Genomic DNA, 23,636 nt, shown 5'->3' on the forward strand with positions numbered 1-23,636 from the left:
TAAGCACTCATCATAAAGTGTTTTTTTATACCTTCAATTAACTGTCATGACAGCTCTGCTTGAAGGCATAAAAAAACATTTTAAGCGAGAAATAATTGAAAATTTTGTCTTTTTTTGATAGTGTTAGTAGGAACTTTAGGATGAAGAAGGAGTAATCATGGAGCCAATTATTGAATTAGAGAAAATAAATTACAAATACCAGCCAGATGATCTTCGCCCCGCATTGAAAGATGTCTCCTTTACAATTGATAAAGGTGAGTGGATCGCTATTATTGGACACAACGGTTCAGGAAAATCGACACTTGCCAAAACAATCAATGGGCTACTTCTGCCAGAATCAGGGGTCGTGAAAGTCGGAAATCAAGTATTGGATGAAGAAAACATTTGGACAATCCGGCAAATGGTTGGAATGGTTTTTCAAAATCCAGACAATCAGTTCGTTGGTTCGACAGTAGAAGATGACGTTGCGTTTGGTCTTGAAAATCAAGGGATTCCCAGAGAAGAAATGCTGATACGTGTGAAAGATGCACTTGAGAAAGTTAGAATGGCTGAGTTTGCTACACGCGAGCCTGCTCGTTTATCAGGAGGACAAAAACAGCGTGTTGCTATTGCCGGCGTGGTTGCCTTACGACCTGATATCATTATTTTAGATGAAGCAACAAGTATGCTAGATCCAGAAGGCCGTGAAGAAGTGATTTCTACGATCAAGAAGATCAAAGAAGAAAGTCAATTGACCGTTATATCTATCACTCATGATATTGATGAGGCAGCTAATGCCAATCGGGTACTAGTGATGAGGCAAGGAGAACTTGTCCGTGAAGGTACACCAAAAGAAATCTTTTCTGCGGGTCCTGAACTGATCGATTTAGGTCTAGATCTACCATTTCCTGAAAAACTAAAGCGTGCACTGAAAGAACGTGGGGTAGATGTGCCAAGTGAATATATGACAGAAGAAAGGATGGTGGATTGGTTATGGACATCCGTTTTGAACAAGTAGACTTTACTTATCAGCCGAATACACCATTTGAACAACGGGCCTTATTTGACATCAATATGACGATCAAAGAAAACAGTTATACAGCATTAGTAGGGCATACCGGAAGCGGGAAATCAACTTTACTCCAACATTTGAATGCGCTTGTTAAGCCAACAAGCGGTACCGTCCATATTGGAGAACGCGACATTCAGCCAGATACGGATAATAAAAATCTAAAGCCTATCCGAAAAAAAGTCGGCATCGTCTTTCAGTTTCCAGAAGCACAGCTATTCGAAGAAACAGTGGCAAAAGATATTGCCTTCGGTCCTAAAAACTTTGGTGTCAGTGAAGAAGAAGCGCTGATACTAGCAAAAGAAACATTAGAACAAGTTGGACTGGATGAAAGCTATTTGGAACGTTCACCATTTGAACTTTCAGGAGGGCAAATGCGTAGAGTAGCAATCGCTGGTGTGCTTGCCATGAAGCCTGAAGTACTTGTATTGGATGAACCAACGGCAGGACTTGATCCTCAGGGCAGAAAAGAAATGATGGAGATGTTTTGGCGTCTTCATAAGAAACAGCAGATTACTATTGTTTTAGTGACGCATTTAATGGATGATGTAGCCAATTTTGCAGACTATGTCTATGTGCTGGAGAAGGGGCGAATCGTTAATAGCGGGCAGCCCAAAGAGGTTTTTCAAAACATCGAATGGCTAAAAGAAAAACAGTTAGGTGTACCTACTGCCACAGAATTTGCAGAAGAATTAATGGCTAAAGGGATGGACTTCACTACCTTACCTTTGACAGCTGAAGAATTAGCAGACGCCATCGTCCATTCTGCTGGAGGAAATGCCCATGATGAATAAATTGATATTTGGCCGTTATATGCCAGGAGATTCCTTGATCCATCGATTGGATCCCCGAGCCAAATTATTAGCCAGTTTTTATTTTATCGGTATCATTTTTTTAGCAAATAATTGGGAAACATATCTTGTATTGGCAGTTTTCACATTATTTTCTGTCTTCTTATCAAAAGTAGACTTGAAATTTTTTATCCGAGGTATTCGCCCATTGATTTGGCTGATCCTCTTTACTGTAGCTTTGCAAGTCTTGTTTACTAGTGGCGGAGAAACTTATTGGAGTTGGGGTGTTTTCCATATCACTGAATTTGGTGTGATGAACGGTCTCTTTATTTTCTGCCGATTCGTGTTGATTATTTTTATGTCGACGCTGCTCACGCTTACTACACCGCCTTTGGAATTATCTGATGCGATTGAGTACTTGCTTCGACCATTGAAAGCCGTACGGTTCCCAGTCCACGAAATTTCTTTGATGCTGTCGATTGCTCTTCGTTTTGTGCCTACATTGATGGATGAAACAGAAAAGATCATGAACGCTCAGCGCGCGCGTGGTGTTGACTTTGGTGAAGGCAATCTAGTTCAGAAAATGAAAGCAGTCATTCCTTTGCTGATTCCTTTATTTGTCAGCAGTTTCAACCGAGCGGAAGATCTTGCGACCGCTATGGAAGCAAGGGGCTACAAGGGCGGGGAAGGAAGAACGAAATATCGTGTCTTGCATTGGCATAATAGAGACACGATGGTTATCATTGCTTTTATACTATTAACCGTGCTACTGATCTTTTTAAGAGGATAAACGTTCAGTGGACCGCTATCTATCCTTTTTCTTGCTAATCTATTTGCAAGAAAGTATGCGAGCAGTGTATGACAAGAAACATTAGGGTCTGTGGCAGACTAATGTCACAGGCCTCTTTCTTTTATTTGAAAAAAAGAACAAACAACATTATCTGGAAAAACCACTATTTCTAGACAACTTTTTAGAAACAAAGGAGAGAAAACCATGGTACGTTACAAAGCAATCATTGCATACGACGGAACAAATTTCAATGGGTTCCAGAAACAGCCAAATGGACGTACTGTTCAAGAAGAAGTAGAAAAAACATTACAAAAAATAGCAAACGGGAAAGAAATCACGGTCTTTGGTTCGGGAAGGACAGATGCCGGAGTACATGCAATCGGGCAAGTGATCCATTTTGATTATCCAGAAGAACGCCCGTTAGAACGAATGCGTTTTGCGTTAGATACCCAGTCACCAGAGGATATCGCTGTAAGACAAGTAGAAATCGTTTCAGAAGAATTCCATGCAAGATATTTGGTCAAAGAAAAAACTTATCAATTTAGAGTGGATATAGGCAAGCCACGCAGTCCCTTTCGACGTCATTATGCCAGTTATTATCCTTACCCACTTGATTTGGAAAAAATTCAGCGGGCACTACCTGATTTATTGGGGACCCACGATTTCACCTCTTTTTGCGCATCAGGAAGCTCGATAGAGGATAAAGTACGTACGATCTATGAGGCTAAGATGGAGGTCAATGAAACAAAAGACGAATTGTTGTTTACTTTTAGGGGAAATGGCTTCTTGTATAAGATGATACGTATCTTAGTAGGAACGCTATTGAAAATTGGTAATGGCCGATTGCCTGAAGATAGTCTCCCAGCGATTATTGCGAAAAAAGATCGTAATGCAGCAGGACCTACAGCACACCCTGAAGGACTTTATTTGTATGAAGTGAAATATGAATAAGAGGTTGTGAAAAAGCTGCCCTGCATCAAGCAATAAGAACAGCCAAACCAAAATAGCTCCTCCTATTTTTCGTTTGGTTGGGCTTATTGCCGCAGATGCAAGCTTTTGAACACCGTTTAAGGAAGAGGTTGTGAAATCAGCGTTTTGACCTGAGTATTAGAGAAACAAACGGAAAAATAGTTCCTCATATTTTGCCGTTTGTTGAGCTAATACCGAAGGACAGCTGATTGAACACCGTTTAAGAAAGAGGTCGTGATCCTGCCGTTTAACTCTGAGTCACAAGGAGCAATTTCAAAAAACAGCTTCTCGCGTTTGATGAATATCACAACGTGTGAACGAAGCATGGATAAGTGAACCTTCTTTTTGCCACACTACTTTTTTGTAACCAAAAAACGATGGAACGTTGTTTTGATTGCCCGCGATGCGGACAGTCTGAACAGGTTCCATCGTTTCTTTATTTTCTTCGTCTTCTTCTGTGTGTATTTCGCGGTTTTTCTTCTATTGTTGGATCAATCGTGCCATAAAAGGGGCGATTGCGGTCAAGGTACCAGACATAGAGAATAAACAATGCAATACATAGTACAAAAAGGATTGCACCTATCATAAATCCTTCAGGCAAGTAGCTGAAAGTAACCGTGTGTTTACCTGCTGGAACTTTTAGCATCAAGAATGCGTTTTTGAAGTTGCTGACTTTGACTGGCTTCCCATCGATTTCGGCTTTCCATCCTTTGTCGTAAGGAATAGTTGTCACCAACATAGAATCTTCTGCGGTATCTACAGTTCCAGAAGCTTTTCTGCCAGAGGCTTCCATTTCGACACCTTTTTCTTTGATCTGATTCATTGCGGCTTGATAGGCTACAACATCTAGACCAACGACTTTCGGCTCCATGAAACTTACTTCTTTCGTCCCATAAAAACTTGCAGTAAATGTCACCGTTGTCTCTTGGGGATAATAGCCAAGATCATAGTATTGTCCAGAAATATTGATTTGCGTTTTCCTCGATGTACCATTGACAGTGATCGTTGCACTAGAACTTTCTAATTGTGCAAAATTGGTTGGGAACAAACTTAAGTAAGCTTGTGTATTTGCAGGTACATGGACTTCCCATGTGAGCTCTTTCGGTTGATTATCTGCCGTCTCTGAATAAGTCACACCAGTCGTTGTTTTTGTGATCGTCGTATTTAACTGATTCTTCAAAGTAGGCGTATAGAATGTAAAATACTGTTCATTTAGACCAGATAATGTATTGATCAAGTTTGTCTGACTAGTTAAATTATCTGTTACGGGCTGCTCAATATCATTAACGGATAACGGTGCGGTAAATGCCAGTGGCAATGCATTGACATTCTGATACAGTGTATAGCCGCCGCTTTGACCAGCTTGGCGGAAGCCATATTTGCTGAACGTGCTTTCGTTCTTAGAAATGTTGTATTTGATTCCTGTAAAGCCATCCATCAGCAAAGTATTATTATTGTAACGGATATTTAAATTTGTCCCTCTTGAACGGAACCCTAATGTATCCAGATAAGAGGAAGAATTACGATTTCTTATAGAAGAAAACAAGCTGATGCCACTGTAACCGTAGTTGATCGAATCATTTGGCGATACCGGATCCAGATTTTCCAAGCGGTAAAACGAGTCAGAATCTTCTTTTGTTTCATTTACAAGAGCTTTCAAGTCAGGATAAGGATCCGTATACAAACTGCGGGAAGCATAATTCCAATCATCAAGGATACCATGGATCATGCTGTTCGTATTGACTAGAGCCTCAGCAAACATGATCAATAACAACAATATACTTAGATGGTTGAAGGAAAGTTTTTTATGCTGATAAAATCCCACAGCAAAAGCATAGATCCCTAAGAAAACAACTGTCAATACAAAGGAAGTCATCGTCACATAGGTGTAGCTTCCTTCAGGTTTGATGCCCCATGCCACCGCAAAGAGAGCAGCTACGACCAAAATGATTCCTAACAACAGCCCACGATCGTCTTGTTCTATCTTTTCCCATCCTTTTCCTGCAAGCAGGAGAACTAAGAAAGAGAACAGATAGGCATAACGGAATAAAAACATATTCGGTGCATGCATACCATGCCAAAACAAATTCAATGGAACAAGATAAAAACTTGCGATAAGTATGGCGAAAAGACTACCGTACAAAAACTTATTTTTTAACGGTACTTTCCGACTAGCAAAATAAAACAAGCAAAGGACCAGCGGAAGCAGGCCTGCATAAATGAACGGAATCGAACCGTATTTTGTGGTGTCATAAACACCAATCATGTTTTTCATGATCAGATCCAGATAAGAAGTCGCTTCTGTTTTCAACGTAGTGATTTGACTCAATGCTTCGCCATTTGACCGAAGATCCAGTACTGCTGGCAATACAATGATCATTGAAGCGCCGCCTGCCAGTAAAGAAGTGATCCCATAAGGAACAATCGATTTTTTGTATTCTGACCAGTTTGTCAATAGACGGGCAATAAAATATAAGAAAGAAAAGACACCAATCATAAAGCCCATATAAAAACTGGATAGAAACAAGAGTAAATAGCTGATGAATAAAAGTTTCGGCCGTTTCAGATCCATGACACGATGAATCCCCAAAATCACTAATGGAAGATAAACAAATGCATCCAGCCACATGATGATCTCCGAATGTGCAGTGATGAATGAGATCAATGCGTAACTGACGCTAAGTGCAACATGCCCCCAGCGAGGAATCTTGAATGTGCGTGCAAGAAACCAAAAAGCTAATCCGGCACAGCCGACTTTAAGCAAAGTCAGAATATAAAGTGCATCTGGCATCATCTGGTTTGGAAAGAAGAAAACCAGTGGCGTGAAGATTCCGCCGAGATAATAAGAAATCAAAGACAGATAATTCAAGCCCAGAGAAGCATTCCATGTATAGAAAATACTTTGCTTTCCAAGAAGGACATTTCGGAAGCTTGCATGAAAATTAGAAAATTGTGAAAAGGCATCACTTGCCAAAATACTTCTGCTGCTCCCGGGATAGATCCCGATACTTAAATAAACAAGTGCTAAAATCAAAAACGGAATCAGGAAACTAGCTGCTGCGTAGCGTCCGTTTTCTCTAAAGAATGACTTTAAGTTTTTTTTCATATTTATTTTCCACCAAATTTCTATGAAGTTGTATTTAGTTTATCATATCCTTGTTTTTCTCTGCTTAAAAAGAGTCTAGTTTTCATAAAAAAATAAAATTTGGGAATAAATAACTTCACAATTTGTTCGTATAACAAAAATAAACACAAAAAAAGGGGAGGAATCAAAAATTCCACCCACCAAAATTTTTATTAAATAAAAAACCGTTCACTATCTGAACGGTCCAAGTATCATTCAATTAAACGCGTTCAACTTTTCCTGATTTCAAAGCACGAGTTGACACCCAAACTTTTTTAGGTTTTCCGTCGACCATAACGCGAACTTTTTGTAAGTTAGGTTTAACAGTACGTTTTGTTGAGTTCATAGCGTGTGAACGGTTGTTTCCACTTTTTGTCTTGCGACCTGTAAAGTAACAAACTTTTGCCATGGTAATTTCCTCCTTTGCCTTGATTTGGAGCAATAGAATAATTCAGCTCATACCAGACTAACATATCATATAGATTGGAAATTTGCAAGTACATTTTCATGGATACAATTGACATTTGTGAAGAATAATTGTAAATTAAACAGGGTTATACCTGAAATTTTGCAAGGTTTTTGAGTACTTTGGGTAACTGCCTTTTATTTCAAGTTGCGCTATGATAAAATATGATAGAAGAAAAATGGGAGTATTTTACCCGTTAAGGAGGCTCATTCATGGCTGTAAAAATTCAAACGTCAGCTGGAACCATTGAAATTACCAATGATGTAATTGCAACAGTTGTTGGTGGCGCCGCGACAGATGTGTTCGGTGTTGTAGGAATGGCCAGCAAAAATCAAATTAAAGATAATATTACTGAGATTTTGCGTAAAGAAAATTACTCAAGAGGAGTAGTTGTCCGCCAAGAAGATAATGGTATTGCTGTAGATGTTTATACGATTATCAGCTATGGTACGAAAATCTCTGAAGTTTCTCGCAACGTCCAAGAAAAAGTGAAATACAATCTAGAGGCATTATTAGGCGTAGCTGCCAATTCGGTTAATGTCTTTGTACAAGGTGTTCGTGTACTGCCAGACTAGGCAGGAGACTGGCTGATAACTCAGCAGTCGATCTGAAGGAGGATTATCTAGGTGAGTGTAACAGAAATAAGTGCAAGCCAGTTCCAGGAAATGGTGCAGGCTGGTGCGAATCGTCTGCAAGTAAATGCAGAATACGTCAATTCATTAAATGTATTCCCTGTGCCAGATGGCGATACGGGAACAAATATGAATCTATCTATGACTAGTGGAGCGAAGGCAGTAGTAGATTCAACCTCAGAAAAAGTAGGAGAATTAGCAGCAATGCTTTCAAAAGGATTGCTGATGGGTGCGCGCGGAAATTCCGGCGTTATTTTGTCTCAATTGTTCCGAGGATTTTCTAAGCAAATTCCAGATGTTGTCTCATTAAATGCTTCTGATCTTGCTGCAGCATTCACTCATGGTGTTGAAACTGCGTATAAAGCAGTAATGAAACCAGTAGAAGGAACGATTTTGACAGTAGCTAGAGAAGCAGCAAAAGCTGGAGAAAAGAAAGCGAAGAGTACAGACGATGTCGTTGAAGTGATGACAGCTGTTGTAAAAGGAGCACAACGTGCTTTAGCGAAAACCCCAGACTTGCTTCCAGTCCTAAAAGAAGTCGGTGTTGTAGACAGTGGAGGACAAGGGTTGCTGTTTGTTTATGAGGGCTTTTTAAGCGCATTGAATGGAGAATTCCAAGCGGATGAAACATATGAACCTTCTCCAGCAGAAATGGATGATATGGTCAATGCAGAGCACCATCGCAGTGTCCAAGGACAAATGGCGACAGAAGATATCCATTTTGGTTATTGTACAGAAATCATGGTGAAAATCGGTGAAGGACCTACTGTTGATAGCACGTTCGACTACGAAGAATTCCGTAACTATTTAGATGGTATTGGAGATTCTTTACTTGTGGTCAATGATGACGAGATCATCAAAGTCCATGTGCATACAGAAAACCCAGGAGAAGTCTTGAACTATGGACAAAAATTCGGTTCATTAGTCAAAATCAAAGTCGACAACATGCGCTTGCAGCATGAGACGATTTTGGAACACGATGAAGAAGTGAACGAGTTTGCGAAAAAAGAAACACCACGTATCCCGTATGGTATCGTAGCAATCGCTGCTGGTAAAGGCGTCCAAGAGCTGTTTGAAAGTTTAGGCGCTAATTATGTTATCAGCGGTGGGCAAACAATGAACCCAAGTACGGAAGACATCGTTAAAGCAATCCAAGAAGTGAACGCAGATAAAGTGATTGTCTTACCGAACAACAAAAACATCTTCATGGCAGCTGATCAAGCGGCAGAAGTAGCAGATATCCCAGTAGCAGTTGTTCCTTCAAGAACGATTTCTCAAGGATTGACGGCTATGCTTTCATTCAATGATCAAGCTTCTTTAGAAGAAAACAAAGAAACGATGACAGAAATGTTGTCTAGCGTCGTAAGTGGTCAAGTCACTCACGCAATCAGAGATACCTCAATCGACGGTGTAGAGATCAAAGAAGGCGACTTTTTAGGCATGATCGATGGCAAAATCATGATCTCTAACCCAGATATCACAGCAACAGCGTTAAGTACACTAGAACAAATGATCAATGAGGACACAGAGATCGTAACGATCTTAGCAGGTGATGAAGGAACAGTTGAACAAGCAAATGAATTTGCTGAGAAACTAACAGAAAAACATCCTGATTTGGAAATCGAGATCCACCAAGGAGATCAGCCTGTCTATCCTTATCTATTTTCTGCTGAATAATTCCTGTGACAGAATATCTTTCTAACACAGTATTCATTCATAAAAGGCCTTCGGTTAGTGATCAGGTATGATCACTGACCAAGTCCTTTTTTTGTTAAAGGAGGGAGGAAAAAACATATGCGTTCTTTAGATGATCCAATCACTATGCTGGCAGGAGTCGGAGAAAAAAGAGCAGCTAGTCTTGCCAGCTTGGGCATCCAAACGATTGAAGACTTACTGACTTATTATCCTTTTCGCTACGAAGATATTCAGGAAAGAAATCTAAACGAGATCCAAGATCAAGAAAAGGTTACTTTGAAAGGAATCGTAGTCTCTCCTCCTGTGATGAATCGATTTGGTTATAAAAAAAGCCGATTGCAATTTCGTATGATGCAAGAACATGATGTGTTCAACGTTTCTTTTTTTAATCAACCTTATCTAAAAGAAAAAGTCATTTTATCGGAGGAAATCGCTGTATACGGTAAATGGGATGCAAAGCGTAAAGCCTTGAACGGGATGAAGATTTTAGGTTCTCAAACAATGGATGACTTTTCGCCGATATATCACGTCAATAAATCGATTCGTCAAACGACATTAGTTGATCTAATCAAAAAAGGGTTTCAAGAATACGGCACATTGATCGAAGAAAACCTGCCGAACAGCCTTGTGGAGAAATATCGACTACTTGACCGAGCTTCCGCTGTAAGAAGTATGCACTTTCCGAAAAACCACGAAGAAAATCACCAAGCCAAACGACGTGTCGTTTTTGAAGAATTCTTTTTATTTCAAATGCGTCTTCAAGGATTGAAAAAAGCAGAAAAAGCAGAAAAGAATGGCTTGGAGATCCTTTATGATGTCCAAAAATTAAAAGAATTTACTCAAAAGCTGCCTTTTGAACTGACAAATGCCCAAAAACGGGTAACGAATGAAATCTGTCGGGATCTTCGCAGTCCTCAACATATGCAGCGACTTTTGCAGGGAGATGTAGGTAGCGGAAAAACAGTGGTTGCCGCAATCGCATTATATGCCACCGTTACAGCGGGGTTCCAAGGTGCGTTGATGGTGCCTACCGAAATCTTGGCACAACAGCACATGGAAAGTTTGCAACAGCTGTTTGATCCCAATGAAGTAACTGTCGCATTGCTTACAGGGTCAACGAAAACAAAAGAACGACGTGAACTCCTTGAAAAACTAGAACGAGGAGAAATCAACGTCGTGATCGGTACACATGCATTGATCCAAGATGGAGTTGAATTTCAGAATTTAGGTCTAGTTATTACGGATGAACAGCACCGTTTTGGCGTGAATCAGCGGAAAGTCCTTCGTGAAAAAGGCTGGCGACCTGATGTCTTGTTTATGACAGCCACTCCGATCCCTAGAACGCTAGCTATCACAGCGTACGGTGAAATGGATGTATCAATCATTGATGAACTTCCAGCTGGACGTATCCCTATTGAAACACGCTGGGTAAGAACACCTCAATTAGACAGTGTACTGGATTGGACAAGGAAAGAACTGGCAAGAGGACATCAAATGTACGTCATCTGTCCACTGATCGAAGAATCAGAAGCATTAGACGTAAAAAACGCAGTGGAAATCTATGAAAAACTTCGTGAACTATTTGCACCAAAATATGAAGTTGGCTTGTTACATGGTAAAATGAAGAATCAGGAAAAAGAAGTGATCATGGAAGCTTTCAAAGATAACCAGATGCAGATATTAGTTTCTACTACGGTAATAGAAGTAGGGGTAAATGTGCCAAACGCAACCGTCATGCTGATTATGGATGCGGATCGATTTGGTTTGGCACAGCTGCATCAGCTTCGTGGACGTGTTGGACGCGGAAGTGATGCTTCCTACTGTATCTTAGTTGCTAATCCCAAAAATGAACTAGGCGTGGAACGGATGAAAATCATGACAGAGACCACCAATGGTTTTGTACTAAGTGAAAAAGATTTGGAATTACGCGGTCCCGGTGAAGTATTCGGCTTCCGACAATCTGGTTTACCTCAATTTGCGATTGCTGACTTGGTGACGGATGGAAATGTTTTGGAGGTAGCCAGAGAAGAGGCTGCAGCTCTTTGGCAGATAAAGAATTGGCAGATGCTGCCTGAGTATCAGCCTCTAGCACAAAGCCTCCAGATAGAAAATCAGGATAATCGTTATTTCGATTAGCAGACTATGCTATACTTTATAATGATGATGGAAAAAGGAGTGGGAACAATGAAAATTGCCGTAGATGCAATGGGCGGAGATCACGCACCTCAAGCAATTGTAGAAGGCGTGGCTTTAGCGCAGCAAGATTTTCCAGAAGTAGAATTCTTACTTTACGGAAAAGAAGCAGAAATCAAGAAATACTTAACAAATGAAAAAAACATCACGATTATCCATACAGACGAAAAAATCAATAGTGATGATGAGCCAGTAAAAGCAATCCGACGGAAAAAGACTGCTTCAATGGTCCTTGCTGCACAAGCAGTGAAAAACGGCGAAGCGGATGCTATATTTTCAGCAGGGAATACAGGTGCGCTGCTAGCAGCGGGTTTGTTCATCGTAGGACGTATCAAAAATATCGAACGCCCTGGCTTGATGTCTACCTTGCCAGTAGTAGGAAAAGAAGGTGCCGGTTTCGATATGCTGGATCTTGGCGCTAACGCAGAAAACAAACCAGAACATTTGTTGCAATACGGTATTTTAGGTTCTTTCTATGCACGTAAAGTCCGAGGGATCGGACGTCCCCGCGTTGCTCTTTTAAACAACGGAACAGAAGCCACAAAAGGTAGTGAAGTGACGAAAAAAGCCTATGAACTTCTTCAGAATGAAACAAGTTTGAATTTCATTGGAAATGTAGAAGCGCGCGAGTTGCTCAATGGGGTGGCTGACGTAGTAGTCACAGATGGATTTACAGGCAATGCTGTTTTGAAATCCATTGAAGGAACGGCAATGAATATGATGGATCTATTAAAATCCGCTATTCTAAACGAAGGGATCAAAGGGAAAATGGGCGCCATGCTTTTAAAAGACGGCTTGCGTTCTTTAAAATCTGAAATGGATTATTCCAAACATGGCGGAGCTGTTTTGTTTGGCTTGAAAGCACCAGTCATTAAAACCCACGGAGCAACAGGTCCTGATGCTGTCCGCTATACGATCCGCCAAATCCACACGATGCTTGAAACAAATGTAGTAGGACAGTTAGTCGAACAATTTGAAAAAAGCGAAGAATAATATTCAGATAGCTGAGGCAATCCGGTTCGTTAAAAAAAGGTGGACATTCCTGAAAAATGTCAGTAAAATTAGCCATGGTGTAGGTAATTGACAAGTGTATGATTCTTGGAGGTGAAAAAGTTGACTCGCGAAGAAGTATTTAACAAAGTAGCGAAAATTATTTCAAATCATTTTGAGATAGATACCGATAAAGTGACGGATGAATTGAACATCAAAGATGATTTAAAAGCTGATTCAATTAGTATTATGGAGTTCGTTTTAGAACTTGAAGATGAATTCGGTACAGAAATTTCAGATGAAGACGCTGAACAAATTGAAACAGTTGGCGGTGCAGTAGATTATATCAGCAGCCATCTCAAATAATTTCAATAAAAGCAAAGAAGGATAAAAAGTTGTATGCAACTTTTTATCCTTCTTTTTTTAATCTTTTTGACACGGAAAAGACATTTTTCTGATAATTCTGTCGATAATTAGAAATTATGTTGCAAAGTAAAGCGGTTTTCTATATAATTATTAATAATTCATTACACAAAGATAAGAATAACCTTTGTTATAAAACGCTTTATTCTGTGTAATGTTCTTTTTTACTAAGAAAAACTTCCGTTTAGGAAGCAGAGAGGGGTATTCGATTGTCAGATAATCAATTATTAGAAGTTCAGAACCTACATACAGGCTTCCGACTCAAAGATGACTATTACGATGCAGTAGATGATGTTTCATTTACTTTAGACAAAAACGAGATCTTAGCAATCGTTGGGGAATCTGGGTGCGGGAAAAGTACATTAGCTACTACGATTATGGGATTACTTGATCCTAATAACACAAAAATTACAGGTGAAATTTTATATAACGATCTGAATTTAATCGAACTGAACGAAACGCTTTATAATAAAATCCGCGGAAATGATATCGGAATGATTTTCCAAGATCCGTTGTCTGCATTAAATCCTCTCATGAGAATCGAAGACCAGATCAAAGAAGGACTTTCCTATCACACAAAGATGAATGCAGAACAGCGTCAAGCTCGCGCACTGGAATTACTAGAACAAGTAGGGATTCCTAATCCAGCAAGAGTTGGACGTCAATATCCCCATGAATTATCAGGCGGTATGAGACAACGTGTCATCATCGCGATTGCAATCGCCTGCAAACCTCCAATCGTCATTGCAGATGAACCGACGACAGCCCTAGATGTAACCATCCAAGCACAGATTCTTGATTTACTGAAAGATCTTCAGGAAGAAACAAAAACAGGGATCATCCTGATTACTCATGACTTAGGAGTCGTAGCAGAAATGGCTGATCGAGTGGCAGTGATGTATGGCGGACAGTTTGTTGAAGTAGCGGGTGTAAAAGAACTGTTTGATCATCCGAAACATCCTTATACGCGCTCTTTATTGAACTCTATACCTCAAGAAGGAAATCATGATGCAGAACTCCATGTGATCGAAGGTGTCGTTCCTTCTCTGAAAAACATGCCTCGTAAAGGGTGCCGATTTGCTCCACGTATTCCGTGGATACCAGCAAGTGATCACGAAGAAGATCCTATCCTTCATGAAGTCGCTCCGAACCATTTGGTCCGTTGCTCTTGCTACAAGCATTTCCACTTTAGAGACGAAAAAGGAGAGGTGTAGATGACAGAATTAATCACAATCAAAGACCTGAAAGTTCATTACCCTATTCGCAGTGGATTCTTCAATCGAGTAACGGATCATGTATATGCTGTAGATGGTGTGGATTTTATTATCGAAAAAGGAAAGACGTATGGTTTGGTGGGAGAGTCCGGTTCCGGAAAATCCACTACAGGAAAAGCAGTCGTTGGTTTAGAAAAGACGACAGCTGGACAAATCATGTATGAAGGAAAAGATGTAACGAAGCGAAGCAACCGAAAAAAAATGGGTTATAACAAAGACGTACAAATGATCTTCCAAGATTCAATGTCTAGTTTGAATCCTAAAAAACGAGTATTGGATATCATTGCAGAACCTATCCGAAATTTTGAACGGTTAAGCGATCAAGAAGAAAAGAAAAAGGTAAAAGGATTGCTAGATATCGTTGGGATGCCGGAAGATGCACTTTACAAATATCCTCATGAATTTTCAGGGGGACAACGCCAACGTCTAGGAGTAGCCCGCGCTGTTGCTACTAATCCAAAATTAATCGTGGCCGATGAACCGGTATCTGCTCTGGATCTATCTGTTCAAGCGCAAGTATTGAATTTCATGAAACGAATCCAGCAAGAATACGGTCTCAGCTATTTATTTATTTCTCATGATTTAGGTGTAGTAAAACATATGTGCGACAACATCGCGATTATGTACAAAGGTCGATTTGTAGAAATCGGTACAAGAGAAGACATTTATAATGACCCGCGCCACATCTATACGAAACGTCTGCTTTCAGCAATTCCGCAAATCGATGTAGAAAATCGGGAAAGCCACAAAGAAAATCGCCGAAAAGTAGAACAAGAGTATATCCAAAACCAAAGAGAATACTATGATGCGACTGGCCGAGTCTACGATTTGCGTACGATCACAACTACACATAAAGTGGCGTTGAAAGATGGAGGTGCGAGCTAATGTGGAAAACGATTCTGCGACGTGTTTTATTGATGATCCCGCAAGTTATTATTTTAAGTGTTCTGATCTTCTTATTAGCCCAAGCGATGCCAGGGGATCCATTTACTGGTTTGATCAACCCAAACCAAGATCCGGCAGTGATCGAACAAATGCGACAATCAGCTGGATTGAATGACCCATGGTATGTCCAGTACTTCCGTTGGATCGGCAATGCTTTGCAAGGCGATTTTGGTCAAAGTTTCTTATACAAACGCTCTGTTGCTGACCTAATCGGTGAACGGATCATCAACACGTTATATCTATCGATCTTGACAGTTGTCCTTACTTATTTGATTGCTGTGCCTCTAGGGATGCTAGCAGGCCGGTATCAAAATTCGATCTTGGATAAGATCGTCGTGATTTATAACTTCTTTAGTTTTGCTGTTCCGTTGTTTATCTTCGGCTTGATCATGCTGTTTGTTTTTGGTTATCGTTTAGGCTGGTTCCCAACAAGCGGTTCTCAAACACTAGGTTTGCAAGGGGGATTTATCACTCAGTGGATAGATCGCTTGAAATATATTCTGCTACCATCGATTACCCAAGCATTTCTGGCGACTGCCGTTACGATCCAATATCTGCGAAGCGAAGTAATCGATTCGAAGTCGCTTGATTTTGTCAGAACAGCCCGTTCCAAAGGGGTACCGACGAATAAAGTATTCAGTAGACATATCTTCCGGAATGCAGCGTTGCCGATGGCTTCGCAAATGGGGTATGAAATCACTTCGTTGATTGCTGGTTCTGTAGTTATCGAAAAGATTTTTGGCTATCCAGGAGTCGGGAAACTATTTATTGACTCTATTGGTCAACGAGACTACACCGTGATCACATCCTTAGTATTGATTTTAGGAATCGCGACGCTAGTGGGGACATTACTGTCAGATATCATTATGAGTATCGTTGACCCGCGTATTCGGATTCAATAAAACCAATCAGAAAGGAGAATGGATCGATGAGTGAAAAAAACAATACAGCAGTTCAAGAAAGTATCCCTCCTATGGGGATACGAATGATTGCTCGAGAATTTAAAAAAGATAAAATCGCTATTTTTTCATTAGGTTTGCTAGTGGTTTTATTATTAGTGATTTTTATCGGTGCGATGCTGACCGATCAAGATAAAGTGATGTATGTTAGTATTTTTGACAAATATGCTGCCCCAGGAGCAGTTTCGACACAAGGACAAAAGTTCATTCTGGGAGCAGATGAAGGCGGACGTGATGTATTAGGTCAATTGATCATAGGTGCTAGAAACTCTGTTACGATCGGATTTGCGATCACGATCCTTACTTCGATCATCGGGGTTGGATTAGGGATCATCTCTGGCTACTACGGAGGGATCATTGACAACATCTTGATGCGAATCGTTGATTTTATCATGATTCTACCGATCATGCTGATCATCATCGTCTTCGTATCGATTATTTCCAGATACAATGTCTGGTCCTTTATTTTCATCATGAGTGCATTTTATTGGGTAGCTAAAGCCCGATTATTCCGAAGCAAGACATTATCTGAAGCAAGAAGAGATTATGTCAGTGCCTCAAAAACAATGGGAACAAGTGATTTTAAAATCATGTTCCGCGAAATCATGCCGAATCTAAGTTCATTGATCATTACGAACTTGACAATGAACTTTGCGGCAAACATCGGTATCGAGACAACTTTGACTTTCTTAGGTTTCGGTTTGCCGGCAAATGTACCTAGTTTAGGTACACTGATCGGTTATGCAAGTAATGGAGAAGTCTTAGTGAATCGGCAATGGATCTGGTTACCCGCATCAATCCTCATTTTAGTTTTGATGTTGAGTATCAATTATGTTGGACAGGCATTCAAGCGTTCTGCAGATGCACGCCAACGGTTAGGCTAGTTATAGAAGCGAAGGGGGAAATAGGAATGAAGAAAACGATTTTTGGATTTGCAACGCTGATGTCTGCTGTCGTTCTTGCAGCATGCGGGGGCGGAGGTACAGATACTTCTGGAAATAACTCTGGAGGCAACAGCAATAACAAAGAGGAATTAACTTTTCCAATCGCAACAAAAAACAATGATGATGCAATCGAAGACGGTGAATTAGAAGCTGCGGTCGCAACGGACAGTCAGTTCAAAGGATTGTTCCAGTGGGAGTTTTATCAAGATTCATATGATGCAGCGTTTATGGCACCCTCTCACGAACCATTGTTTGCAAACGATGATGATTTTAGAATCACAGATGACGGAGCTGCAACACTTGATCTAGACGAAGATACGAAAAAAGCGACAATCAAAGTAAAAGACAACGTCAAATGGTCAGATGGTGAAGATGTAACGGCGGACGATGTGATTTTCCCTTACGAAATCATTGGGAATAAAGATTACACTGGTATCCGTTATGACGACACTTTCCGTAACATCGTAGGTATGGAAGAATATCATGATGGAAGTGCCGATACGATCTCTGGAATCAAAAAGATAGACGACAAAACAGTTGAAATCGAATATAAAGAAGTAAATCCAAGCATGCTTCAATCGGGTGGCGGTATCTGGACATATGCAGCACCGAAACATACGTTAGAAGGCGTAGCAATCAAAGACATGGAATCAAGCGATCAAGTACGTAAAAATCCAGTGACTTTCGGCCCTTATTACATGAGTAATATTGTTGCAGGAGAATCAGTAGAGTACTTACCAAACGAGCACTACTGGAATGGTACACCTAAATTGAAAAAGATCACGATGAAATCTGTACCGATGGCTAGTGCAACTGAAGCATTGAACTCTAAGCTATATGACATGATTTTCCAAATGCCAACAGATACTTATGATACGTATAAAGAAATTGCTGGCTATACAAACTTAGGCCGTGAACAAACTTCTTATACTTATCTAGGATTCAAGTTAGGTAAATGGAATTCAGATACAAAGAGTGTGGAATACAATCCAGATTCAAAAATGGCTGATAAATCATTACGTCAAGCCATGGGCTATGCATTAGATAACAATGCAGTAGGTGAACGTTTCTATGCAGGTTTGAGAAGCAATGCGACTTCATTGATCCCTCCAGTATTCAAGTCATATCACGATGATGAGATGAAAGGATTCACACAAGATTTAGACAAAGCGAAAAAACTATTGGATGATGCCGGCTACAAAGATGTGGACGACGATGGTTTAAGAGAAGACAAAGATGGAAACAAACTAACCATCAACTTTGCTTCGATGTCCGGTGGGGAGACAGCGCAACCATTGGCAGATTACTATATCCAACAATGGAAAGAAATCGGTTTGGATGTCCAATACACAACAGGTCGTCTGATCGAGTTCAACTCTTTCTACGATAAATTAGAAAATGATGATCCTGAAATCGATGTTTACCAAGCTGCTTGGAATACAGGAACTGATCCAAATCCAAGTGGACTATGGGGACCAAATGCAGCATTCAACTACACTCGTTATGAATCAGAAGAAAATACAAAGTTGATCAACGATATCAGTTCAAGCAAAGCATTTGATGAAGACTATTTGAAAGAAGCCTATCAAAAATGGCAACAATATGCGTTTGAAGAAGCATTTGCGATTCCAACGTTGTTCCGTAACGAAGTATTGCCAGTCAACGACCGTGTCAAAGACTGGGATTGGTCCTATGATGTACCAAACCCATGGGCAACTGTTTCTGTTACAGCAGATTCACGTTCATAATCAATAAAAATGACCGAAAAAGGGCGATGTCCTTTTTCGGTTTTTTATTTATCGTTATTTTTATATAGCAAATAAAAATAAATATAGTTTTTTTAAATTTTATTTTAAAAACGCGTTGAACATAAATATGTTATTATATATATTTTAAATAGATTTAAAAAAAGAAGAATGAATAAAATATATGTTATTTAATTTAATTTAAATAAAAATCATTGTTATTTTAAACTGATGAGAATCTTTCGCGTAGTTAATAAAAGAGAAGGTTCACACTTATCTCTTTTTAAAATAAAAAAAGGGGGACCGAACGACTGTCGCCTTGTTGCTTGTTCAAGTATGTTTCAATAGTCACTCGTGAGACACTTTAGGCACTCAAAAAAGGGAGCGGATACAAAATGAAGAGAAATGTGAAAAAGATGATAGCAAGTTCATGTACACTTATTGCCTTGAGCAGCTGGATTGCACCAATCAATGCCGTTAGTGCGGCTGAAATACCTGAACCATTAGTCATTTCTACTACACCAGAGATTTTCAATATGGATGTGGTGCAAACAGATGTACCACTAAAACAAGGAAGAATAACTGTGAACACTTTTTATGGAGGTGTAACAGGAATACCGGGCTTCGGAACAGTTTGGGGAGAATTTTATCCAACACAAAGAAGAGTGACTGTTTATGCAAATGGAAAAGAAAGACAAACTAAAACGGGTGGTCCAGGATCAGCTGTTCGGGTTACTGTACCTAGAGCATTTTCTGGAAATACATCTGGCTGGTGGTGGGCATAGAAAGAAGTGCGGCTGATCCAGCCGCTTCTTTCTTCTAAACGATGAAAAAAATCTATCGCTTCTTTTTTCTATTCACAGTCACCAGTTTTTTATATGCTATTTCTTTTGCTGGAACCGAAATGATCAAATCAGCGATTCCAGAAATCCATTCATCGATCATCATCGAAGCAGCGAGTGGTGAAGAAAATCAGCAGGAAATGTACCAGACGATTGCGAAATATGCTAGAGAAAAGCAATTGGATCTCCATAAGATCCTCTTTCGAATCGGCAAAGATGGGGAAACGTATAAAGATATCTATACATTTGGTAAAGAAGGGTATTCGACCTATAGCTTTTCCCCTATAGCATCCGATTATCCTATCAATTTTTATGATTCTTCGAAACCATCTACTGAAGAAGTACTTGGCGGTTATATGATCACAGAGGAACCGCCTGCCAATATGATCGAAGAATTTTATGATATGGGGATGGAAATAACGATTGAAAGGGCGCAATGGCCGCTTTATCTAGCTTCAGGTTTGCTATTAAGTATCGGTCAATTGTTCTGTATGCTTTTCTTGTGCTTATTCTTAGCTCTATTATTCTATAAGTCCTCTATGAGAAAGAAAGTCGGGATTCTCGAAACACTTGGACGAAACAAAGCAAAACTAGTGTGTAAAGATAGTTTGATAGATGCGGCCATCTTCACGGTTATTTTAGCTGGCTTTGCATGGTTTTATCCCTATCTGCACTTTCTTTATCCCCAGATCCTGTTATGGGGGATCATTGGAATCATCATCATGCACATATCAAGCGGCTGGGTGATTTATTCATGGGGATCGATCGCTGATAAAATAAAGGGACATAAACCGTATAGATGGCTGTCCTACACGAATCACCTTATCAAGGCCACCTTGCTTGTATTTATCGTAGTAAGCGGGAATATAATCTTGTCTAGTATGGATGAGAACAAACAACTAGAACAGCAATTAGCTTATTGGAATGACATTCCTGATTATTATCACTTGAGATTTAGTAATATCACGACCAAATTACCAGATAATTCTAGAAATTTTACGAGAGAAGAAAGAAAAAAAGAAGCGAAAAGGATCAATCAGGACATGCTTCCTTTATTAGAACGAGCAGAACAATCAGGTGGGATCCTTTTGAGAGATAATGCATTTGACCATACGAGTGACGTTCTTACCTACATTCAAAATGATGCTTATTGGTTAGTCAACCATAATGCCGTACACGAATTGAAAGTCAAAGATATACACGGAAAACCAATCTATCCATTAGAAGATGCCTTCTTCTATGTGTTGATCCCAGAAAATAAAAAGCAATACACGGATCTAATCGTTAAAATGGCAGAAGATGAAATCACTTTTTACCAGAATTCCTTCGAGTATGAACAAGACGAGTATCAGGGGGAATTAAAGGTGATCTATACCCAATCGAATCAAATCATCTTTAATTATAATTTTGACCTGTTAGACAATATCTTTTCCTTCAACCCGATCATTGTCTCTGTTTCTCTGCCTTTGATCCAGCCAAATATAGAGATATGGATAAGTGAGGTATCGAACGGCTCCTATTTGTTTCGAAATGGTCGAGAAGTTCAAGTGTTTATTGAAGAGAATGGCATTGAAGATGATTTTTACGGCCTAACATCTGTGAAAGACAGAATCAGCGAAGTAATTGCGAAAGCGCGTTCAGAATTTTACACAGCGCTAGTCGTCTTCTCACTGATTCTTATCAGTTTTGTTGCTATTGAACTATATGCGAGCATGATTTATGCAGAAGTAAATAAGAAAAAATCATTTTTAGCGTACATTACTGGTAAACCGCTGTTCCAGCGTCACAAAACTTACTATTTCATGACGGCGGGGATATCTTCAGGTGTTTTAGGGATCTTACTCATATGGCAGAAGGACTTATGGCCGATTGCACTGGCTGTATTCAGCTTTGAGCTGTTTTTGCTACTCCCAACGACTTATCTATCTGAGAAAAAGCAACGGCTGGAGGTGATCAAAAATGATTGATGTTAGAAAAATCACAAAAAAATACAAAGAGAAAACGATTTTTGAACACCTTTCTTTTTCTGTGCCCGCGGGTTCTATGCTTGCCATCACAGGAGAAAGTGGGATAGGTAAAACGACTTTATTGAATTGTTTAGGCCAGCTGGAAACGATAAATGAAGGGGAAATCTTGATCGATGGCCAAAAAATCAGCCGAAAAAACAGAAAAACATTTTTTCGGGAACAAGCTGGTTTTTTATTTCAAAACTATGCACTGATCGATAACGAAACAGTGAAGCAAAACTTGACCTTGGTCTTAAAAGATGAGCAGAAAATCAAAGAATCCCTCGAAAAATTTCAGGTAGACCATTTGATAGACAAAAAAATATTTCTCTTAAGCGGAGGCGAACAGCAGCGAGTAGCTCTTGCTCGTTTATTTTTGAAAGAACCAAAGATCATCTTTGCAGATGAGCCAACAGCCTCTCTTGATCAAAAGAACAAAGGAATCGTCCTTCAAGCATTACAAGAACTGAATGCAAAAGGAGCTACGGTCCTTGTGGTCACCCATGATCCAACATTGGCAGCAGAATTCGATCATGTGTTGGACATGAATGAATGGAAGAAATCAATCCAATAAGCCTTATTTATGTGTTCATTCTGTTGGTTTTGTCTGATAGTTTACCAGTGATTGGACTGTTTTTTTCAATCGTTTTATTGAGAAGTCATCAGCCAAAGATTCACCCACGATGGGTTAAATGGTGTGTGTTCATTTTGCTCCTTTTTCAAGTGTTACTAACGGTGATTCTTCTATTGAGCATTCATGTTTCAGAGGTTCAGCTAGGACCCGCCCAAGAAGTCATTGAAAACATACGAGAATAAGGGATTGTACAAAAAAAGGAATGTGACAATAGTCGTGTCACATTCCTTTTTTGTATGAACAGTGTTCAATCAGCTATTCCACGGTATTCGTTCAAGAAACGGCAAAATATGAGAAGCTGTCTTTCTGTTTATTTCTCTAATACACCAAACTAAACGGCTTTTTCACAACCTCTCGTCAATCACTAGGATTATTAAAGCTTTACTTACCTTTTACCCGAACCATTTCAAATTTAACAAAAAACCAGTATAATAAGGAAGTATCGAAAAAATATCCATAAAAGGAATGTGGAAAATGGACAACCAGCTGACAAAAGAACTAAAAGAAAATTATAACATCGTTTTTCACGATCTAAATTTGCTTGAACAAGCTTTTACCCATTCATCCTATGTGAATGAGCATCGCAATCTGCAATTATCGGATAATGAACGACTTGAATTTTTAGGAGATGCCGTTTTAGAATTGATGGTTTCTCAGTATTTATTCCGTTTATATCCTCATTTGCCAGAAGGAAAATTGACAAAAACACGAGCAGCGATCGTTCGCGAAGACAGTTTATCGAAATTTGCCAAAGAATGTCACTTTGATCAATATGTTCTGTTGGGCAAGGGAGAAGAGAATTCAGGAGGACGTACGCGACCAGCATTGCTTTGCGACCTATTCGAAGCTTTTTTAGGCGCGTTATATCTTGACCAAGGATTCGACACGACCCATGCGTTCATCGAAAAAGTGATTTTTCCTAAAGTCAAAGCAGGTGCTTTTTCACATGAGATGGATCATAAAACAAAATTGCAAGAAGTCTTGCAAAAATCAGGTGATGTATCGATCGAATACCGATTGATCAATGAAGAAGGTCCAGCTCATGAACGAGTATTTTGGATCGAAGTTTACGTAGATGATCAATTGATTGGCACTGGACAAGGAAAATCGAAAAAATTAGCAGAACAAGCTGCGGCGGAAAATGCATTGGCAGCACTGTAAAAGTA

20 protein-coding genes are annotated in these 23,636 nt (G+C 39.7%); 18 read left to right on the plus strand and 2 right to left on the minus strand.

Features of this window, described 5'->3' with window-relative positions; genetic code table 11:
* The first annotated feature begins 157 nt into the window (after positions 1–157).
* The 4 genes from IGJ53_RS00530 to truA all read left to right on the plus strand — a co-directional run bounded on the left by IGJ53_RS00530 (position 158) and on the right by truA (position 3,580).
* A complete protein-coding gene (locus tag IGJ53_RS00530) occupies positions 158–997 on the plus strand; it encodes an energy-coupling factor ABC transporter ATP-binding protein (RefSeq protein WP_010731720.1) in 840 nt (279 codons plus the stop codon).
* A complete protein-coding gene (locus IGJ53_RS00535; protein WP_259741605.1) occupies positions 973–1,842 on the plus strand; it encodes an energy-coupling factor ABC transporter ATP-binding protein in 870 nt (289 codons plus the stop codon). The genes IGJ53_RS00530 and IGJ53_RS00535 overlap by 25 nt, the downstream gene beginning before the upstream one ends.
* A complete protein-coding gene (locus IGJ53_RS00540) occupies positions 1,832–2,629 on the plus strand; it encodes an energy-coupling factor transporter transmembrane component T family protein (RefSeq protein WP_002315505.1) in 798 nt (265 codons plus the stop codon). The genes IGJ53_RS00535 and IGJ53_RS00540 overlap by 11 nt, the downstream gene beginning before the upstream one ends.
* A 204-nt stretch (positions 2,630–2,833) precedes the next feature.
* The gene (truA, locus tag IGJ53_RS00545; protein WP_010731722.1) at positions 2,834–3,580 is read left to right on the plus strand and encodes a tRNA pseudouridine(38-40) synthase TruA; all 747 of its coding nucleotides are present in this window, start codon (positions 2,834–2,836) and stop codon (positions 3,578–3,580) included.
* Positions 3,581–4,034: 454 nt separating this feature from the next.
* On the opposite strand, the gene IGJ53_RS00550 is transcribed toward truA, so the two are convergent.
* Positions 4,035–6,704, minus strand: a complete 2,670-nt coding sequence (locus tag IGJ53_RS00550) for a YfhO family protein (protein WP_259742121.1) — start codon at positions 6,702–6,704, stop codon at positions 4,035–4,037.
* A gap of 238 nt (positions 6,705–6,942) precedes the next feature.
* Positions 6,943–7,131, minus strand: coding sequence for a 50S ribosomal protein L28 (gene rpmB, locus IGJ53_RS00555; protein WP_002290463.1), 189 nt, complete (start codon positions 7,129–7,131; stop codon positions 6,943–6,945).
* A 269-nt stretch (positions 7,132–7,400) separates the two neighbouring features.
* Here rpmB and IGJ53_RS00560 point away from each other — a divergent pair, with 269 nt between their 5' ends.
* The 14 genes from IGJ53_RS00560 (at position 7,401) to rnc (ending at position 23,631) form a co-directional block, all read left to right on the plus strand.
* On the plus strand, positions 7,401–7,763 hold the full coding sequence (locus IGJ53_RS00560) for an Asp23/Gls24 family envelope stress response protein (protein WP_002290464.1): 363 nt from the start codon (positions 7,401–7,403) through the stop codon (positions 7,761–7,763).
* A 51-nt stretch (positions 7,764–7,814) separates the two neighbouring features.
* A complete protein-coding gene (locus IGJ53_RS00565; protein WP_259742122.1) occupies positions 7,815–9,497 on the plus strand; it encodes a DAK2 domain-containing protein in 1,683 nt (560 codons plus the stop codon).
* Positions 9,498–9,614: 117 nt separating this feature from the next.
* A complete protein-coding gene (gene recG, locus IGJ53_RS00570; RefSeq protein ID WP_259742123.1) occupies positions 9,615–11,651 on the plus strand; it encodes an ATP-dependent DNA helicase RecG in 2,037 nt (678 codons plus the stop codon).
* A gap of 48 nt (positions 11,652–11,699) precedes the next feature.
* The gene (gene plsX, locus IGJ53_RS00575; protein ID WP_002290467.1) at positions 11,700–12,701 is read left to right on the plus strand and encodes a phosphate acyltransferase PlsX; all 1,002 of its coding nucleotides are present in this window, start codon (positions 11,700–11,702) and stop codon (positions 12,699–12,701) included.
* Between the two features lie 120 nt (positions 12,702–12,821).
* The gene (gene acpP / locus IGJ53_RS00580) at positions 12,822–13,064 is read left to right on the plus strand and encodes an acyl carrier protein (protein ID WP_002294295.1); all 243 of its coding nucleotides are present in this window, start codon (positions 12,822–12,824) and stop codon (positions 13,062–13,064) included.
* Between the two features lie 266 nt (positions 13,065–13,330).
* Positions 13,331–14,335 carry an ABC transporter ATP-binding protein gene (locus IGJ53_RS00585; protein WP_002309832.1) on the plus strand — a complete coding sequence of 335 codons (1,005 nt, stop codon included), beginning with the start codon at positions 13,331–13,333 and terminating at the stop codon, positions 14,333–14,335.
* Complete coding sequence (locus IGJ53_RS00590; RefSeq protein WP_002309831.1) at positions 14,336–15,280, plus strand: ABC transporter ATP-binding protein; 945 nt, start codon at positions 14,336–14,338, stop codon at positions 15,278–15,280. It abuts the gene before it with no gap.
* Complete coding sequence (opp4B, locus tag IGJ53_RS00595; RefSeq protein WP_002290474.1) at positions 15,280–16,242, plus strand: oligopeptide ABC transporter permease; 963 nt, start codon at positions 15,280–15,282, stop codon at positions 16,240–16,242. The genes IGJ53_RS00590 and opp4B overlap by 1 nt, the downstream gene beginning before the upstream one ends.
* A gap of 26 nt (positions 16,243–16,268) precedes the next feature.
* Entirely contained in the window at positions 16,269–17,183 is a 915-nt protein-coding gene (locus tag IGJ53_RS00600) for an ABC transporter permease (RefSeq protein ID WP_002290475.1), read from the plus strand.
* Between the two features lie 26 nt (positions 17,184–17,209).
* Positions 17,210–18,991 (plus strand): oligopeptide ABC transporter substrate-binding protein, encoded by a 1,782-nt coding sequence (locus IGJ53_RS00605; protein WP_259742124.1) that lies wholly within the window; start codon positions 17,210–17,212, stop codon positions 18,989–18,991.
* A gap of 392 nt (positions 18,992–19,383) precedes the next feature.
* The gene (locus tag IGJ53_RS00610) at positions 19,384–19,773 is read left to right on the plus strand and encodes a hypothetical protein (protein ID WP_259742125.1); all 390 of its coding nucleotides are present in this window, start codon (positions 19,384–19,386) and stop codon (positions 19,771–19,773) included.
* 41 nt (positions 19,774–19,814) lie between these two features.
* Complete coding sequence (locus tag IGJ53_RS00615) at positions 19,815–21,797, plus strand: DUF1430 domain-containing protein (RefSeq protein ID WP_438749314.1); 1,983 nt, start codon at positions 19,815–19,817, stop codon at positions 21,795–21,797.
* Positions 21,790–22,410, plus strand: a complete 621-nt coding sequence (locus IGJ53_RS00620; RefSeq protein WP_259742127.1) for an ABC transporter ATP-binding protein — start codon at positions 21,790–21,792, stop codon at positions 22,408–22,410. Before IGJ53_RS00615 ends, IGJ53_RS00620 begins: the two co-directional genes overlap by 8 nt.
* 534 nt (positions 22,411–22,944) lie before the next feature.
* Entirely contained in the window at positions 22,945–23,631 is a 687-nt protein-coding gene (gene rnc, locus IGJ53_RS00625) for a ribonuclease III (protein ID WP_002287896.1), read from the plus strand.
* Positions 23,632–23,636: the final 5 nt, after the last annotated feature.

It is taken from the genome of Enterococcus sp. DIV1283b, from assembly GCF_051710965.1.
Classification (GTDB): domain Bacteria; phylum Bacillota; class Bacilli; order Lactobacillales; family Enterococcaceae; genus Enterococcus_B; species Enterococcus_B lactis.

Coding starts and splice junctions, on each gene's coding strand:
- IGJ53_RS00530 (WP_010731720.1), top strand. CDS start 158: ATGGAGCCAATTATTGAATTAGAGAAAATAAATTACAAATACCAGCCA.
- IGJ53_RS00605 (WP_259742124.1), top strand. CDS start 17,210: ATGAAGAAAACGATTTTTGGATTTGCAACGCTGATGTCTGCTGTCGTT.
- IGJ53_RS00610 (WP_259742125.1), top strand. CDS start 19,384: ATGAAGAGAAATGTGAAAAAGATGATAGCAAGTTCATGTACACTTATT.
- truA (WP_010731722.1), top strand. CDS start 2,834: ATGGTACGTTACAAAGCAATCATTGCATACGACGGAACAAATTTCAAT.
- IGJ53_RS00560 (WP_002290464.1), top strand. CDS start 7,401: ATGGCTGTAAAAATTCAAACGTCAGCTGGAACCATTGAAATTACCAAT.
- IGJ53_RS00540 (WP_002315505.1), top strand. CDS start 1,832: ATGATGAATAAATTGATATTTGGCCGTTATATGCCAGGAGATTCCTTG.
- rpmB (WP_002290463.1), bottom strand. CDS start 7,131: ATGGCAAAAGTTTGTTACTTTACAGGTCGCAAGACAAAAAGTGGAAAC.
- IGJ53_RS00535 (WP_259741605.1), top strand. CDS start 973: ATGGACATCCGTTTTGAACAAGTAGACTTTACTTATCAGCCGAATACA.
- opp4B (WP_002290474.1), top strand. CDS start 15,280: ATGTGGAAAACGATTCTGCGACGTGTTTTATTGATGATCCCGCAAGTT.
- IGJ53_RS00615 (WP_438749314.1), top strand. CDS start 19,815: ATGAAAAAAATCTATCGCTTCTTTTTTCTATTCACAGTCACCAGTTTT.
- IGJ53_RS00590 (WP_002309831.1), top strand. CDS start 14,336: ATGACAGAATTAATCACAATCAAAGACCTGAAAGTTCATTACCCTATT.
- plsX (WP_002290467.1), top strand. CDS start 11,700: ATGAAAATTGCCGTAGATGCAATGGGCGGAGATCACGCACCTCAAGCA.
- IGJ53_RS00550 (WP_259742121.1), bottom strand. CDS start 6,704: ATGAAAAAAAACTTAAAGTCATTCTTTAGAGAAAACGGACGCTACGCA.
- IGJ53_RS00600 (WP_002290475.1), top strand. CDS start 16,269: ATGAGTGAAAAAAACAATACAGCAGTTCAAGAAAGTATCCCTCCTATG.
- IGJ53_RS00620 (WP_259742127.1), top strand. CDS start 21,790: ATGATTGATGTTAGAAAAATCACAAAAAAATACAAAGAGAAAACGATT.
- recG (WP_259742123.1), top strand. CDS start 9,615: ATGCGTTCTTTAGATGATCCAATCACTATGCTGGCAGGAGTCGGAGAA.
- rnc (WP_002287896.1), top strand. CDS start 22,945: ATGGACAACCAGCTGACAAAAGAACTAAAAGAAAATTATAACATCGTT.